The organism is Cellulosimicrobium sp. KWT-B (assembly GCF_002127155.1).
In the GTDB taxonomy this organism is placed as follows: Bacteria; Actinomycetota; Actinomycetes; order Actinomycetales; family Cellulomonadaceae; genus Cellulosimicrobium; species Cellulosimicrobium funkei.
The window spans coordinates 182,485-198,387 of record NZ_NEDO01000004.1; the positions used below are offsets into that span (position 1 = coordinate 182,485).

The window sequence follows — 15,903 nt, forward strand, 5'->3', positions numbered from 1 at the left end:
TAGGGTGGCCTCGCCGCCGTTGCCGATCCTCGCCCGGCGGCCTGGACCGACGCCCGAGCCGATCGCGGGGGACCACGAGCACATGAGCACACCCGACACCTCCGGCACGCCGGACGGTGCCACGCCCGACCCGACGGCGGCCCCCGGCCCCACGCCGCCCGCCGCGCCCGGTCCGGGCGGCGACGCGAGCGGCTGGGGCGCGCCCTCGTACGGCGCCCCCGGCTACGGTGCGCCCGGCACGTCGGCGCCCCAGCCGCGGTACGGCCAGTACGCGCCCGGCCAGGAGCCCGGTCAGCATCCCCCGACGGACCAGCCGCCCGCACCCGGCGCGTGGGGTGCGCCCGGCGCCGCTCCGGGACAGCCGGGGTACGGCCAGGCGGGCTACGGCCAGCAGCCGGGGTACGGCCAGCAGCAACCGGGGTACGGCCAGCCCGGATACGGCCAGCAGCCGGGCTACGGCCAGCAGCCGGGGTACGGCCAGCAGCAGTTCGGGCAGGGCCAGTACGGGCAGCAGCAGTACGGCGCGCCGGGCTACGGCCCGCCGCCCGGCCTCGCGGGCGCGCCCTACGCGCCGGCCGCGGCGAAGCCCGGCATCATCCCGCTGCGCCCGCTGTCGCTCGGCGAGATCTTCGACGGCGCGTTCGGCGCGATCCGCCACAACCCCCGGGTCGTGCTCGGCATGAGCGCGCTCGTCGTCGTGGTGGCGACGCTGCTCGGCACCTTCCTCGGCTGGGCGTTCTCCGGCTACGTCGCCCAGTACTTCGACGTCGTGCTGGACGAGGCCACCTTCCCCGGCTTCGACGAGAGCTTCGCCACGACGCTCGCGAGCTCCCTCGGCATCCAGGTGACCACGTTCTTCGCCGCGCCGATCATCGCGGGTCTCCTCACGGTCTCCGTCGGCCAGTCCGCGATCGGGCGCAAGGCCGGCGTCGGCGAGGTCTGGTCCCAGGTCGGACGGCGCACGTGGTTCCTCATCGCGTTCCCCCTGCTGACCGGCCTGGCCGCGTCCGTGGCGCTCGGCCTGGCCACGCTCCTCGTCGTCGCGGGCTTCGCGGTCTCCGAGGGGCTCGGCGCGTTCCTCATCGTCGTCGCCCTGCTCGCCTGGCCCGTGCTCCTCGTCTGGGTCGGGACGCGGACCGGCCTCGTGCCTCCCGCCCTGGCGCTGGAGGGGCAGCCGTTCTGGCAGACCGTCAAGCGGGCGTGGCTGCTCACCCGCGGCAGCTTCTGGCGCCTGTTCGGCATCTACCTGCTCGCCCTCGTGGCGATGAGCTTCGTCTCCGGCATCGTCGCCTACCCCGCGAGCCTCGCCGCGTCGTTCCTGCTCATGGCGGGCCAGACCTTCCTGTACCACCTCGTGCAGGCGATCGGCGTCGCGCTCTCGATGATCCTCACCTCGGTCTTCCTGGGCTGCATCGTCGCCCTGCTCTACATCGACGTGCGCATGCGCCGCGAGGGCCTGGACGTCGAGCTCGCCGCGGCGGCGAGCGAGCAGCCGCCCGCATGACCGTGCGGTCGCTCGCGGCCGACGTGCCCGTGCAGCCCGGCGCCGACGAGGCCCGGCGGTGGCTCGTCGGCGAGCTCGCCGGGCCGGAGTACCGCACGGACCCGTCGCTCCTGCAGCGGTTCCTCGAGTGGCTCCGGGGACTGTTCGACGGCGCGCCCACGCTGAACCTCGGCGGCCCGCTGACGGCGGTGGTCGTCGTCGTGGCGGTCGTCCTCGTCGCGGCGGTGGCCTACTGGGTCGCCGGTCCGGTGCGCCTGTCGCGCCGGGCGAAGGCCTCGGTGGTCGTGCTCGACGACGACGCGCGCACCGCGGCCGAGATGCGGGCCGCGGCCGACGCCGCCGCGGCGCGCGCCGACTGGGCGACCGCCGCGCTCGAACGCTTCCGCGGCGTCGTGCGCTCGCTGGAGGAGCGCGCGGTCCTCGACCCGCGTCCCGGACGGACCGCGTGGGAGGCCGCGCGGACGGCGGGCGAGCGCCTGCCCGACGTCGCCGACGGGCTCGAGCGCGGCGCGCACCTGTTCGACGACGTCGCGTACGGCGCCGTGACCGTGGGCCCGGAGGCGGACGCCTTCCTGCGCGCGCTCGACGAGCGGACGCTCGCGACGCGCCCCGCGCTCCGTGCGGAGCTCGCCGCGTCCGCGCCCGGTGACGGCGCATGAGCGCCCCGACGGCGTCCTCCGTACCGCCCGGCGCGGCGCCCTCCGCGGGCGCGTCGGGCGACCCGCGGGCCGTGACGACCGCCTACGTGCCCGTCGTCGGCGACGGCACGACCGCCGGCTCGCGGGCACGCAGCCGCTGGCGCCGGGCGCGCTGGCCCGTCGCCGTCGTCGGCGCGCTGCTGCTGCTCGCCGGGCTGACGGCGCTCGCGCGCCCCGCGACGTCGGCCACACCGCTCGCACCCGACAACCCGGGCCCCGCCGGGGCGCGCGCGGTCGCGCAGGTGCTGGGCGACCAGGGCGTCGAGGTCACCTACGTGCGCACGGTCGCCGACGCGGTGCGCGCCGCCGAGGAGGGCGGCACGCTCCTCGTCGCGCAGGGCGACTACCTGCTCGACGAGCAGGTGGACGCGCTCGTCGGGACCCCCGCGGACCTCGTGCTCGTCGCGCCGCCCGACCACCTGCTCGCCGCGGCGACCGACGGCGGCGCGGAGCTCGCGTACGACTGGGGCTCCGGCGGGTCGGCACGACCGGCGCGCTGCGCGGACCCGGCCGCTCAGGCCGCGGGCTCGATCCGCTCCGACGGTGTCGGCTTCGTCGCGCTCGACGACGCGACCGTCCTCTGCTTCCCCTCCCCCGACGACCCGTCCCTGGGCGCCTACCTCGTGCACGAGGCCGACGGGCGCACGGTGCGCGCGGTGGACACGCCCGCCGTCCTGCGCAACGACTCGGTCACCGAGGACGGCAACGCCGCGCTCGCGCTGTGGACGCTCGGCGCGCACGACCGTCTCGTGTGGCTCGTGCCCGACCCGTTCGACACGTCGCTCGTCGACGACGGGAGCACGACCCCCGGCCTGTCCCTGCCGCCGTGGTTCGGCGTCGTCGCCCTGCAGGCGCTCGTCGTGCTGCTCGTGGTCGTGCTGTGGCGCGGCCGCCGGCTGGGCCCTCTCGTCACGGAGGACCTGCCGGTGATCGTGCGCGCCGCCGAGACGACGCGCGGCCGCGGCCGCCTCTACCGGCGCGCCGGCGCGCGCGGCCACGCCGCCGCGGGGCTGCGCGCGAGCGCCGCCGACCGCCTCGCGCACCGCCTCGGCCTGCCCCGCTCGGCCGACGCCCCCACCGTCGTCGACGCCGTCGCCCGCGCGACGGGTCGGCCGGGCGACCAGGTCGCCCAGCTCCTGTACGGACCACCACCCGCCGACGACGCGGCGCTGCTCGAGCTCGCGCGTCACCTTGACCGGATCGAGAGCGAGGTCTACCACTCGTGACGCACCACCCCGACGGCTCCGTGCCGCAGCCCGACCGCTACGCGCCGCCCGCCCAGGACCCGGGCGTCGCCGACCGCGTGAGCGCGGCCGCCGGCCAGCCCGCGCACCGGCCCGGACCGCAGGCACCCGCCCCGCAGTCGCCGTACGGCCAGGGCCACGCGCCCGCCGCACCGACCCCGACCCCGACCCCGACCCCCGCATCGGTGCACGACGCCCCGCCCGCGCCGTCGCCCGAGCTGCGGCAGGCGCTCGCCGCCGTCCGCAGCGAGGTCGGCAAGGCCGTCGTCGGGCAGGACGGCGCCGTGACGAGCCTGCTCATCGCGCTGCTCTGCAAGGGCCACGTGCTGCTCGAGGGCGTGCCCGGCGTCGCCAAGACGCTGCTCGTGCGCACGCTCGCCGCGTCGCTCGACCTCGGCACGAAGCGCGTGCAGTTCACGCCCGACCTCATGCCCGGCGACGTCACGGGCTCGCTCGTGTACGACGCGCGGACCGCCGAGTTCTCGTTCCGCGAGGGCCCGGTCTTCACGAACCTCCTGCTCGCCGACGAGATCAACCGCACGCCCCCCAAGACCCAGGCGTCGCTCCTGGAGGCCATGGAGGAGCGGCAGGTCTCGGTCGACGGGACGCCGCGCCCGCTGCCCGACCCCTTCCTCGTCATCGCGACGCAGAACCCCGTCGAGTACGAGGGCACGTACCCGCTGCCCGAGGCGCAGCTCGACCGCTTCCTGCTCAAGGTCGTGCTGCCGCTGCCGGAGCGCGAGCAGGAGGTCGAGGTGCTCGCGCGGCACGCCGCCGGCTTCAACCCGCGCGACCTCGCGGGCGCCGGGGTGCGCGCCGTCGCCGGGCGCGACGTGCTCGACCGCGCCCGCGCGGAGGTCGCGCGCGTCCAGGTCGCGCGGGAGGTGCTCGGCTACGCCGTCGACGTGTGCCGCGCGACGCGCCACTCCCCCTCGCTGTCCCTCGGCGTGTCCCCGCGCGGTGCGACGGCGCTGCTCGCCACGTCGCGCGCGTGGGCGTGGCTCTCGGGCCGCTCCTACGTGACGCCGGACGACGTCAAGGCCCTCGCGCACCCCACGCTGCGCCACCGCGTGCAGCTGCGGCCCGAGGCCGAGCTGGAGGGCGTGACGGCAGAGAGCGTGCTCGACACCGTGCTCGCGTCCGTCCCCGTCCCCCGCTGAGGCGTCGCTCGTGGCCCTGACGTGGCGCGCCGTCGTGCTGGCGGCGCTCGGGATCGTCCCCGTGCTGCTCGTCCCCGTGCCGGGGACGGTGCTCGTGTGGACGCTGCTCGTCGTCGCGCTGTGCGTGCTCGACGCGGCCCTCGCGGCGTCCCCGCGGCGCGTCGCGATCGAGCGGCGCGTCGCGGGCTCCGTGCGGCTCACCGACGCGACGGCGTCCCGGCTCACGCTGACGAACCTCGCCCCGCGGCGGCTGCGCGCGCTCGTGCGCGACGCGTGGCCGCCGTCCGCGGGGACCCAGGTCAACCGGCACGCCGTCGACCTGCCGCCGGGCGAGGCGACGCGCGTGACGACCGTGCTCGTCCCGACGCGCCGCGGCGAGCGCGTCGCGGACCGCGTGACGATCCGCTCGTTCGGCCCGCTGCGGCTCGCCGCGCGCCAGGCGTCGATCCCCGTGCCCGGGCGGCTGCGCGTGCTCCCCGAGTTCGCGTCGCGACGCCACCTCCCGAGCCGCCTCGCGCGCCTGCGCGAGATGGACGGGCGCGCCGCGGTGCAGGTGCGCGGCGAGGGCACCGAGTTCGACTCGCTGCGAGAGTACGTGCTCGGCGACGACGTCCGCTCGATCGACTGGCGCGCGTCGGCGCGCGGCCGGGACATGGTCGTGCGCACGTGGCGGCCCGAGCGCGACCGCCGCGTGCTCATCGTCGTCGACACGTCCCGCACGTCCGCGGCGCGCGTCGGCGACGCGCCGCGCCTCGACGCGAGCATCGAGGCGGCGCTCCTGCTGGCCGCCCTCGCGGGGCGCGCCGGGGACCGCGTCGAGCTCGTCGCCTACGACCGCACCGTGCGCTCGCGCGTCGCAGGGGCCGCCGGGCCGCGCCTCATGCCCGCCATGGCGGACGCCCTCGCGCCGCTCGAGCCCGCGCTCCTCGAGACCGACTGGCCCGGCCTCGTCGGCACCGTCCACGAGCGCCTGTCGCAGCGCGCGCTCGTCGTGCTCCTGTCGACGCTCGACGCCGCCGCCGTCGAGTCCGGCCTGCTGCCCGTCGTCGGGCAGCTCACGGCCAAGCACCAGGTCGTGCTCGCCGCGGCGGGCGACCCGGAGGTCGCCGCCCTGCGCGGCGACCGCACCGGGACCGCCGAGGTGTACGACGCCGCGGCCGCCGCGCGCGGCGAGATCGAGCGCGCCGCCGTGACGACGGTCCTGCGCCAGCGCGGCGTCGAGGTCGTCGACGCCCTCCCCGACGACCTCGCCCCCCGGCTCGCCGACACCTACCTCGCGCTCAAGGCGGCCGGCCGCCTCTGAGCACCCGCCGGGAGCCACCGAGCCGGAGCCGGTGGTCGCGCGAGGTAGAGCCACGGTCCCACGAGGTAGAGGCGTGGTCCCACGAGGTAGAGGCGTCGTCCCACGAGGTAGAGCCGAGGCCGCGCGAGGTAGAGCCGAGGCCGCGCGAGGTAGAGGCCTGGTCTCACGGGACGAGGGTGCCCGGGTTCGCCGAGCAGGGATCCCGGCTCCGTCTGCGGCCCCGGGCCACCAGAAGCGCCCGGTCGGGCGCCACGACCATCCGGTCGGCGCGCAACCCGTCTGAGGTGGCGCGACGTCGTCGTCCCTTCGAGCGTGGGCAGGCCCATCCTGGGCGACCACGCCTCTACCTGGCGGAACCACCGCTCTACCTCGCGGAACCACGGCTCTACCTCGCGGGAGGTGGTTCAGGGGCCCCTCTCCCCCGACCGTCAGGGGCGGGAGGTAGGGTCGTCCAGCACGTCCATCCCGACCTCAGGAGACTCCCGTGGCCTGGCAGCCGACCGATCCCCGGCAGCGCGTCCGGCGCAACCGTCGCGTCGCGATCATCGTCGTGGTGGCGCTGCTCGCGACGTTCCTCGTCCCGGCGCTCGCGATCGTCCTGTCCTGACGGGCCGATGGCCGACGAGCGGTTCGGGCCGCGGCTGAGCCACGACGACCTCAACCGGGCGCTGCTCGCCCGCCAGCACCTCGCGGCACCGCGCGACGCGACCGTGCTGGACGAGGTGCGCCACCTCGTCGGCCTGCAGTCGCAGGTCCCGTCGTCGCCGTACCCGGCGCTCTGGTCGCGCCTGGCGGGCTTCGCGCCGGACGACCTGGGCGACCGCCTGCTCGACCGCCAGGTGGTGCGCGTCGCGACGCTGCGCGGCACGGTGCACCTCGTCGCGGCCGACGACGCGCTCGAGCTGACGGCGCTCGCCCGCCCCGGCCTGGCGACCTACCTGCGGTCGCGGAACCAGCACGGGACCGCGCTCGCGCACGTCGACCTCGACGACCTCGAGCGCGCGGCGCGCGACCTGCTCGCGGAGCCGCTGACGTCGGTCGAGCTGGGGCGGCGCCTCGCGGAGCGCTGGCCCGACGTCGACCCGAAGCACCTCGCGTACGCGGCGCGCTGCCTCCTCCCGCTCGTGCAGGTCCCGCCCCGCGGCCTGTGGGGCGCGAGCGGCGCGGGCACGACGACCACCTGGACGACGGCGCAGGCCTGGCTCGGTCGGGCCGACGACGCCCTCGACGCCGTCGCGCACGGCACGGACCCGGACGCGACGCTCGCGGCGCGCGTGCGGCTCGTGCGCCGGTACCTCGCCGCGTTCGGCCCGGCGTCGGTGGCCGACGCGCAGCGCTGGGCGGGCCTGACCCGGCTGCGCGCCGCGGTCGACGTGCTGCGACCGGAGCTCGTGACGTTCACCGGCCCGGCCGGCACCGAGGTCCTCGACCTGCCCGACGCGCCACGCCCGCCGGGCGACGAGCCCGTGCCCGTGGTGCTCGCGGGCGACTTCGACAACCTGCTCCTGTCCCACGACGACCGCACGCGCGTCCTCGGGGACCTGCCGGTCACGAGCGTCGTGAGCGTCAACGGTCAGTTCGCGGCGGTGGTCCTCGTCGACGGCCGCGTCGCGGGCGCCTGGACGGTCCGCCCGGCGGCACCGGCGGCGCGCAGCGCCCGAGCAGCGGCCCCGGGAACCCCCAGCGCCCGAGCGGCGGACCCGGCCGACGGGACGCGCCCGGCCGACGGGACGGACGTCGTCGTGCACGTCGAGGTGCGGCCGCTGCGCGCACGGAGCGGCCCCGGCGCGTCCGGCGACGAGGCCCCGAGCCTCGCCGACCGCCTGCGCGACCCCGCGGTGCGCGACGAGGTCGTCGCGCGCGCCGAGGACTGGGTGCGGTGCGGGTGGCCGGACGCGCGGGCGCGCGTCGTCGTCGACGGCTGACCCGGGCGTCCCGGGTCAGGCCGCGACTGGGGCGGTGTCGCCCGCGTGGTCGGCCGTGAGGTCGCCCGTCTCCCCGGCCCGGACCGCGCGGCGGCCGAGCACGATCGTGTAGACCCAGAACGCCGCGAGCGCGACCGCCCCGATGGCGATCTTGAGCCACCACGGCAGCTCCGACCCGGTGACGAACCCCTCGATGACGCCGGAGACCGCGAGCGCGATCGCGAGGCCGATCGCGACGGTGACGAGCGCCCGGCCCTCCTGCGCGAGGGCGCGCGAGCGCGGCAGGGGGCCGGGGTCGATCCACGCCCAGAAGATCCGCAGCCCGGCGGCGCCGGCGACGAAGATCGACATGAGCTCGAGCAGCCCGTGGGGCGCGATGAGCTGGAGGAAGAGCGCGAGCTCGCCGTGCGCGGCCATCATGCCGCCGATCGAGCCGATGCCGACCGCGTTCTGGAACAGGACCCACGCGGGGAACACCCCCGTGATCCCGAGGCCCACGCAGAAGGCCGCGATCCGCGCGTTGTTCGTCCACACGACGGCGGCGAAGTCGACGCCCGGGTCGTAGTAGGACGCGAACGCGTCGTTCACGTACTCCTCCTGGACGCTGGGCGGGCCCATGGAGGCGAGGCCCTCGGGCGTCGTCGCGACCCAGACGCCCGCGACGACCGCGACGAGGAGGCACGCCGCGGTCACGCCGACCGACCACCACCGGATCCGGTAGAGCGCGGCCGGGAGGGACACCGTGAGGAACCGCACGACGTCGCGCCACGCCGGCTCGTGCGCCCCCGCGATGCGCGTGCGGGCGCGCCCGAGGAGCACGGACAGGCGCGAGATGAGCACCGGGTCCGGAGCGACGGAGCGCACGGTCGACAGGTGCGTCGCGACGGCCTGGTAGAGCCGGACGAGCTCGTCGGCCTCCGCGCCGTCGAGCGTGCGGCGGCGGACGAGCGCGTCGAGGCGGTCCCACTCCGCGCCGTGCACGTCGGTGAAGGCGTCGAGGTCCACGACCGATACCCTGCCACACGGGGCGTGCCGCCGGTGCGCCGACCGACGGGCGGGCAGGACCCGCGACGGCGAGGACGGGAGCGGGCGTGCGCGAGGGCATCGTGATCGGCGAGGGCGTGGTCCTGGACGCGCGACCGGCGTCGTTCGTGACGCGCGGGCTGGCGCTCGCGCTCGACCTGCTCGTCGTGCTCGTGTTCTTCGTCGCGACGCTCTTCGTGCTCGGCGCCTCGCTGGGCTCGCTCGAGCTCGACCTGGTCACCGCGATCCTCATCGCGTTCTCGGTCCTCGTCATGGTCGTCATCCCGACGACGGTCGAGACGCTCTCGCGCGGGCGCTCGCTCGGCAAGCTCGCGCTCGGCATCCGGGTCGTGCGCGACGACGGCGGCCCGGTCCGGTTCCGGCACGCGTTCCTGCGGGCGCTCGTCGGGGTCGGTGAGATCTGGCTGACGTTCGGCTCGGTCGCGCTCGTCGCGTCGCTGACGAACGACAAGGGCAAGCGGCTCGGCGACATGGCGGCGGGCACGTACGCGATCCGGGTGCGGGGCGGACGACCGACGCTCGCCCCGCTCGCGATGCCGCCCTACCTCGCCGCGTGGGCCGCGCACGCGGACATGCGCCGGCTGCCGGACGGCCTCGCGCTGGCCGCCCGGCAGTTCCTCGGGCGCGCCGACCGCCTGCACCCGGCGTCGCGCGCGCGGCTGGGCCAGGAGCTCGCGGGGCAGGTCGAGCGGTACGTCGCTCCGGGCCCGCCGCCCGGCACCCACCCCGAGACGTTCCTGCTCGCCGTGCTCACCGAGCGCCGCGACCGGGACCGCGCGACGGCCCACCGTGCGCAGGCCGCCGCGCGGGAGCAGGCCGAGCTGCTCCACCGGCTCCCCTACTCGGTGCCCGACCCGACGCGCTGACGCGCGCGGCGGCCCGTCGGAGCGTCCTCGAAGCGCCCGACGACGCGCGCGATCCCGACGAGCACGAGGGCGAACGCACCGAACCAGACGGGCCGGCTCGCCCACCAGTCGGCGCCGCCCACGGCCGGGAGCTCCTGCCCGAGCACCACGAGGACGACCCCGACCACGACCACCATCGCGGTGAGGTGCCACAGGTACACGGTCATCGAGCGTCGCGCGAGACCGCGGACGACGGACCGTCCCCGGCCGTCGGCCCAGCGCACGAGCGGTCCCCGCGCGGCGAGCGCGAGCGCGACGAGCGCGACGGCGTGCAGCACGACGGGCGCGGTCGGCGGCCCGAGGTTGGACATCGCGTCGCCCGGCATGCCGATGAGCGAGACCGGGTAGGGCCCGACGGCGACGAGCAGGGCGGCGAGGGCCGCCGCGGCGAGCCCGACGGCCACGAGCACGCGGGGGCGCGGCACGACGGCGACCGGGACGACGCGGCCCCGGCGCACGACCCGCAGGCCCGAGCGGGCGTCGGCGTAGAGGAGCCCGACCGCGTAGGGCACGGCCCACACGAGCACCACGTTCACGAGCGCGAGCCGCTCGAGCCCGGCGCCGAACCGCAGGGCCTCGACCACGAGCGGGGCCGCCGCGAGCCCGGCGACGGCCCACCAGCCGGCGGCGTGCAGCGCCCGACGCAGGAGCGGCGTGAGCACGACGAGACCGAGGTAGACCGCGAGGAACCACAGGAGCTGCGGCGCCAGCGTCGCGAGCGAGCGGACGGCGTCGGCCGGGAGCCCGACGGCCAGCAGGACGCCGACGGCGACCACCCACGCCCCGACGAAGACGGCCACCGGCCGCAGCAGGCGCGGTAGCCGGGCGCCCGCGAGGCGGACGCCGTCGGCCAGGTCGGCGACGGCGCTCGGGCGGGTCACGACCCGGCCCCGGGCCGCGGTCCCGCCAGGGCCGCCGGCACGCCGCAGCCCGTACGCCGCCGAGGCGCCCGCAGCGAAGAACAGCAGGGCGAGCACCTGGAGCACCCACGTCACGGCCCACCCGGCGCCGTGCGCGAGGGCGTTCCCGATCCGGAGCTGCTCGCCGTCCCACGTCGCGTCCGCCATGAGCCAGTGCACCGTGAGGACGCTCTGGGTAGCGACGGCGCGCACGGCGTCGACGAACACGTCGCGCGACGGGCGACGCGGTCCCTCGCCCGCCGCGGCCGCCGCGCCGGGCCGGTCCGGGCGCGGGGCGGGCGGGCCGCCGTCCCCGGTCCGGCGCGCGGCCGGGAGGACGGGCGACGACGCGCGGGGTCGGGCGGGGGGTGGCGACAGGACGGCCACGGGATGCTCCTCGGTCGGCGGGCCCGGGAGGTCTCCCGGTGCTCACCAGTCTCGAAACATCCCCTTCGTCCCGGTACGGGACGGTCCCCCGACCGCGTCGCGGTCGTCCACCCAGGTTCCGGGGGGTTGTCCCCCGCCGCTCGGACCTGGAGCCGCTGAGACCTGGAGCCCCTCTGAGAGCCGCTCAGACCTTGAGGTAGCGCAGCACCGCGAGGACGCGGCGGTGGTCGCCGGCGTCCTGCGGCAGCCCGAGCTTGCCGAAGATCGAGGTGACGTTCTTCTCGACCGCGCCGTACGAGAGGAACAGGGCCTCCGCGATGGCGGAGTTCGACCGGCCCTGCGCCATGAGCTCGAGCACCTCGGTCTCGCGCGGCGTGAGGCGCGCGAGACCGTCGTCGGACCGCGACGCGCCCATGAGCTGGCTCACGACCTCCGGGTCGAGGACGGTCTGGCCCGCGGCGATGCGCGTGAGCGCGTCGACGAACTCGCCGACGTCCGCGACCCGGTCCTTGAGGAGGTAGCCGACGCCGCGCGCCCCGCCCGTGAGCAGCTCGCTCGCGAACCGCGTCTCGACGTACTGGGAGAACAGCAGCACCCCGAGGTCGGGGTGCGCCGCGCGCAGCGTGAGGGCGGCGCGCAGCCCCTCGTCCGTGAACGTCGGGGGCATGCGGATGTCGACGACGGCGACGTCCGGCAGCGCGTCCTGCGCCGCGAGCCGCGCGACCTGCGCGACGAGCTCGTCGCCGTCCGCGACCGCCGCCGCGACCTCGTGGCCGCGGCGGGTGACGAGCGCGACGAGACCGTCGCGCAGGATGGCGGAGTCCTCGGCGATGACGAGCCGCATGGTGTCCTTCCGGTCGGGTGGGCCGGGCGGCCCGGGCGGGCGCGGTGCCCCGGCGACATCCTGCCCGACGCCGCCACGCCGCTCGGGCAGGACCGTCCAGTTCGCGCGCAGCACGTCAGACCCGGACGGGCAGGAGGACCGTGACGACCGTCGGCCCGCCGACGGGGCTCGTGAGCTCGAGCGAGCCGTCCACGGAGCGCACGCGCTCCGCGAGGCCCGCGAGCCCCGAGCGGTGACCGTCGGAGCCCGGCTGCACGACGCGCGCGCCGCCCTGGCCGTCGTCGCGCACCCGCAGGCGCAGGCGGGCCCCCCGGCCGCCGCCCTGGCGCTCCACGAGCACGTACACGCCCGACGCGCGCGCGTGCTTGACCGCGTTCGTCACGAGCTCGGCGACGCAGAAGTACGCGATCGACTCGACCGCGGGGGCGAGCCGGCCGGACGCCTCGACGGCCGGGTCGACGTCGACCGTCACCGGCAGCGGCGAGCGCGCCGCGAGGGTCTCGAGCGCGACCGCGAGGCCGTTGTCGAGCGCGGGCGGGTGGATGCCGCGCGCGAGCTCGCGGAGCTCGACCAGCGCCTCCTTGGTCGACGAGTGCGCGAGGTCGACGAGCTCGAGCGCGTCGCCCGCGTCGCCGCCCGCCGCGAGCTGCTCCTTGGCCTCGCCGAGCTGCATCGCGACGGCGACGAGGCGCGCCTGGGTGCCGTCGTGCAGGTCCCGCTCGATGCGGCGCAGCTTCGCGTCGGCGTCCTCGACCGTGCGGCCGCGCGACTCCTCGAGGTCGGCGACGCGCAGGCTGGACAGCGTGGGGCCGAGCAGCGCCACGGTGAGCACGCGGAAGAGGTGCGCGAACGCGCGCGTGACGTGCGGCCAGACCCAGAGGAAGAGCGCCCCGACGAGCACGAGGCCGAGCTGGCGCGCCGGGGTGTCGACGTACCAGTCGACGCCGATCTGCGCCCCGCGGTGCCACGTCCCGTCGGCGGCCTGCTGCAGCGGGAGCCAGCGCGACCAGATCCAGTGCGTCATGCCGCCCAGCCCGACGGCGAGGAAGACCGTGCTCACGACGAAGGACAGGATGGCGAGCGGGAACGTCACGAGGAGGAACAGCACGGCCCGCCACCCCGTGCCGTCGCCGATCCCGCTCCACAGCGTGCTCCAGAAGCCGCGGCGGCGCGTGTACGGGGCGGGGGCGGCGACGTCGACCCCGAGCAGGGACCGCGCGAGCGACCGGTACATCGAGCCCCAGCCGCGCCCGCCCACCACGACCCACCCCGCGACGACGAGGCCCAGGACCGGCACGATCATCGCGACGAGGAAGACCACGGAGAACAGCCCGTAGGAGAACGCGAAGGGCGCCAGCAGGAGCGCGAGCGAGAGGTACCCGTACTCGCGCCACGTGCGCCCCGCGAACGGTGCGCGCGCGAAGCCGACCCGCTCGCGGTGGTCCACGTACCGCGGGTCGGGCTGCGAGCCCGCGAACGCGCCCGGGACCCCGGGCGCGGCGGCCACGGAGGACGCCGAGGGGTCCGACGGCGCCGCGGGCGACGACGGCACCGCGGAGGGGTGCGGCGTCGTCGGCACGACCGCGTCGGGCACGCCCGGCGAGGGATCGCCCGCGGGCACGACGCTCGGCTGGTCAGGGGTCACGGCAGTCATGGTGCCAGTCTGGGCGCGCGCGTGCGGCGACGACAGGGTGGCGTCCGCCGCACCCGGGTGGGGACAACCCCCGTGCCTGCCGTCAGTGCAGCAGGTACTTGACCGCGATGACCACGCCGCCGAACGCCGCGGCGAGCAGCGTCTCCCCCACCAGCAGGCCTCCGCGCGCCCCCGCGCGGTACGCGGCGAGGAACCCCACCACGCCGAGCAGGACGACGGTGAACCACACCGCGACGAGGGCGGCACCCTCGGCGTCGAGCCCGGCCGCGAGCGCCACGAGGTACACGACGATCCCGGGGAGCGCGCCGAGCAGCACCCCGACGTTGGACCGCAGCGCGACGACCGTGCGGCCCCACAGCGAGTGCCCGGTGTCGTGGAAGCGTCCGCTCACCGCGTCCACGTAGCAGTGCGCGAGCCAGTAGCCCACCGCCACGAGGGACGTCGCGAGCACGACGCGGTCGCCCGTCGGGGCGTGCACGCTGGAGACCGCCATGACGAAGCCCGCGACGATCGCGCCGTACAGGAGGTCGTGCGGGGGCTCGCGCTCCCAGCGGTCGCCCACGCGGTGCCACAGCGGCCGCACCCGGCCGGGCGGCGGCTCGTCGCGCACCTCGTCGGCCGGCCCCGCCGTGCCCTCGCCCGCGGGGGGCGAGGGCACGACCGGCGTGCGCTCGTCGGACGACGGGTCCATGCGACCTCCTCGGCGCGTGCCGGACGACTCGGGGCAGTGCTCAGTAGCGGTAGTGCTCCGGCTTGTACGGCCCCTCGACGGGGACGCCCAGGTAGTCCGCCTGGGACGGCGAGAGCTCGGTGAGCCGGACGCCGAGCGCGTCGAGGTGCAGGCGCGCGACCTTCTCGTCGAGCACCTTGGGCAGCCGGTAGACCTGGCGCGCGTAGGCGCGCTCGCGCCCCTCGCGCGCGGCGGCCGTGGCGTCCCGGTAGAGCTCGATCTGGCCGATCACCTGGTTCGAGAACGAGTTGCTCATGACGAACGACGGGTGGCCCGTCGCGTTCCCCAGGTTGAGCAGGCGGCCCTCGGACAGCACGACGACCGAGCGGCCCGCGGGCTGGCCGTCGGGGCCCGGCTCCGCGAACGTCCACTCGTGGACCTGGGGCTTGATCTCGGTGCGCGACACCCCGGGCACCTCGGCGAGGCCGGCCATGTCGATCTCGTTGTCGAAGTGGCCGATGTTGCCGACGACGGCCTTGTCCTTCATCGCGACGAGGTGCTCGGCGCGGATGACGTCCTTGTTGCCCGTGGTCGTGATGAAGAAGTCGGCCTCGCCGAGCACGTCCTCGATCCGGGCGACCTGGTAGCCGTCCATCGCGGCCTGGAGCGCGCAGATCGGGTCGACCTCGGACACGATGACGCGCGCGCCCTGGCCGCGGAACGCCTCGGCCGCGCCCTTGCCGACGTCGCCGTAGCCCGCGACGAACGCGACCTTGCCGCCCATGAGGACGTCGGTCGCGCGGTTGATGCCGTCGGGCAGCGAGTGGCGGATGCCGTACTTGTTGTCGAACTTCGACTTGGTGACCGAGTCGTTGACGTTGATCGCCGGGAAGAGCAGCTCGCCCGACTCGGCGAGCTGGTAGAGGCGGTGCACGCCCGTCGTCGTCTCCTCGGTGACGCCCTGGATCTCCTGCGCGATCGTCGTCCAGCGCAGCGGGTCGGCCTCGAGCGCGCGGCGCAGCACCCCGCGCACGACGTTCATCTCGTGGGTGTGGTCCGGCTCGCCCGGGAGCGTGTCCGGCGGGACGACGCCCGCGCGCTCGTACTGCAGGCCCAGGTGGACGAGCATCGTGGCGTCGCCGCCGTCGTCGAGGATGAGGTTGGGCGACTCGTCCCCCGGCCACACGAGGATCTGCTCGGTGCAGTCCCAGTACTCCTCGAGGCTCTCGCCCTTCCACGCGAACACCGGGACGCCCTGCGGGTCCTCGGGCGTGCCGTGCGGCCCGACGACGACGGCGGCCGCCGCCTCGTCCTGCGTCGAGAAGATGTTGCAGCTCGCCCAGCGCACCTGGGCGCCGAGCGCGACGAGCGTCTCGATGAGGACGGCCGTCTGCACGGTCATGTGCAGGGAGCCGGCGATGCGGGCGCCCGCGAGCGGCTGCGACTCCCCGTACTCGGCGCGCAGCGCCATGAGACCGGGCATCTCGTGCTCGGCGAGGCGGAGCTGGTGGCGGCCCGCCTCGGCCAGGGACAGGTCGCGGACCTTGTACCGGCCGGGGATCTCGTCGAAGCCGGGGGTGGCGCCGGAGGTCGGGGCCTGCGCTGTGGTGGACATGGTTCTCCTGTGCGTTCTCGGTGCCGGCGGAGCCGGTGGTGCCGGCTCCGC

14 protein-coding genes are annotated in these 15,903 nt (G+C 76.4%); 8 read left to right on the forward strand and 6 right to left on the reverse strand.

All coding sequences use genetic code 11. The features are described from left to right. Positions 1-82: 82 nt before the first annotated feature. The 7 genes from B9L22_RS13625 to B9L22_RS13650 all read left to right on the forward strand — a co-directional run bounded on the left by B9L22_RS13625 (position 83) and on the right by B9L22_RS13650 (position 7,834). Positions 83-1,504: a hypothetical protein gene (locus B9L22_RS13625; RefSeq protein WP_086150789.1), complete on the forward strand. Its 1,422-nt coding sequence runs from the start codon at positions 83-85 to the stop codon at positions 1,502-1,504. Continuing rightward, complete coding sequence (locus tag B9L22_RS13630) at positions 1,501-2,163, forward strand: DUF4129 domain-containing protein (RefSeq protein ID WP_086150790.1); 663 nt, start codon at positions 1,501-1,503, stop codon at positions 2,161-2,163. The genes B9L22_RS13625 and B9L22_RS13630 overlap by 4 nt, the downstream gene beginning before the upstream one ends. Beyond that, positions 2,160-3,428, forward strand: coding sequence for a DUF4350 domain-containing protein (locus tag B9L22_RS13635; protein ID WP_233140118.1), 1,269 nt, complete (start codon positions 2,160-2,162; stop codon positions 3,426-3,428). Before B9L22_RS13630 ends, B9L22_RS13635 begins: the two co-directional genes overlap by 4 nt. Next, on the forward strand, positions 3,425-4,606 hold the full coding sequence (locus B9L22_RS13640) for an AAA family ATPase (RefSeq protein ID WP_369824836.1): 1,182 nt from the start codon (positions 3,425-3,427) through the stop codon (positions 4,604-4,606). Before B9L22_RS13635 ends, B9L22_RS13640 begins: the two co-directional genes overlap by 4 nt. A 10-nt stretch (positions 4,607-4,616) precedes the next feature. Then, positions 4,617-5,909, forward strand: a complete 1,293-nt coding sequence (locus B9L22_RS13645) for a DUF58 domain-containing protein (RefSeq protein ID WP_086150791.1) — start codon at positions 4,617-4,619, stop codon at positions 5,907-5,909. 484 nt (positions 5,910-6,393) lie between these two features. After that, positions 6,394-6,516, forward strand: coding sequence for a hypothetical protein (locus tag B9L22_RS20635; RefSeq protein ID WP_255179365.1), 123 nt, complete (start codon positions 6,394-6,396; stop codon positions 6,514-6,516). Between the two features lie 7 nt (positions 6,517-6,523). Continuing rightward, positions 6,524-7,834: a winged helix DNA-binding domain-containing protein gene (locus tag B9L22_RS13650; protein WP_086150792.1), complete on the forward strand. Its 1,311-nt coding sequence runs from the start codon at positions 6,524-6,526 to the stop codon at positions 7,832-7,834. Between the two features lie 15 nt (positions 7,835-7,849). Here the strand turns inward: B9L22_RS13650 and B9L22_RS13655 are convergent, their stop codons facing one another. Further along, complete coding sequence (locus B9L22_RS13655; protein ID WP_086150793.1) at positions 7,850-8,839, reverse strand: stage II sporulation protein M; 990 nt, start codon at positions 8,837-8,839, stop codon at positions 7,850-7,852. An 86-nt stretch (positions 8,840-8,925) separates the two neighbouring features. Here B9L22_RS13655 and B9L22_RS13660 point away from each other — a divergent pair, with 86 nt between their 5' ends. Then, entirely contained in the window at positions 8,926-9,744 is an 819-nt protein-coding gene (locus B9L22_RS13660; RefSeq protein WP_034654446.1) for an RDD family protein, read from the forward strand. Here B9L22_RS13660 and B9L22_RS13665 read toward each other — a convergent pair. The 5 genes from B9L22_RS13665 to ahcY form a co-directional block, all read right to left on the reverse strand. Beyond that, a complete protein-coding gene (locus B9L22_RS13665) occupies positions 9,717-11,069 on the reverse strand; it encodes an acyltransferase family protein (RefSeq protein WP_233140119.1) in 1,353 nt (450 codons plus the stop codon). The two genes, B9L22_RS13660 and B9L22_RS13665, sit on opposite strands and share 28 nt — an antisense overlap. Before the next feature lie 184 nt (positions 11,070-11,253). Beyond that, complete coding sequence (locus B9L22_RS13670) at positions 11,254-11,913, reverse strand: response regulator transcription factor (protein WP_086151008.1); 660 nt, start codon at positions 11,911-11,913, stop codon at positions 11,254-11,256. 115 nt (positions 11,914-12,028) lie between these two features. After that, positions 12,029-13,567 carry a sensor histidine kinase gene (locus tag B9L22_RS13675; protein ID WP_086150794.1) on the reverse strand — a complete coding sequence of 513 codons (1,539 nt, stop codon included), beginning with the start codon at positions 13,565-13,567 and terminating at the stop codon, positions 12,029-12,031. Between the two features lie 82 nt (positions 13,568-13,649). Next, a complete protein-coding gene (locus tag B9L22_RS13680) occupies positions 13,650-14,258 on the reverse strand; it encodes a hypothetical protein (RefSeq protein WP_086150795.1) in 609 nt (202 codons plus the stop codon). A gap of 40 nt (positions 14,259-14,298) precedes the next feature. Further along, a complete protein-coding gene (ahcY, locus tag B9L22_RS13685) occupies positions 14,299-15,852 on the reverse strand; it encodes an adenosylhomocysteinase (RefSeq protein WP_369824837.1) in 1,554 nt (517 codons plus the stop codon). Positions 15,853-15,903: the final 51 nt, after the last annotated feature.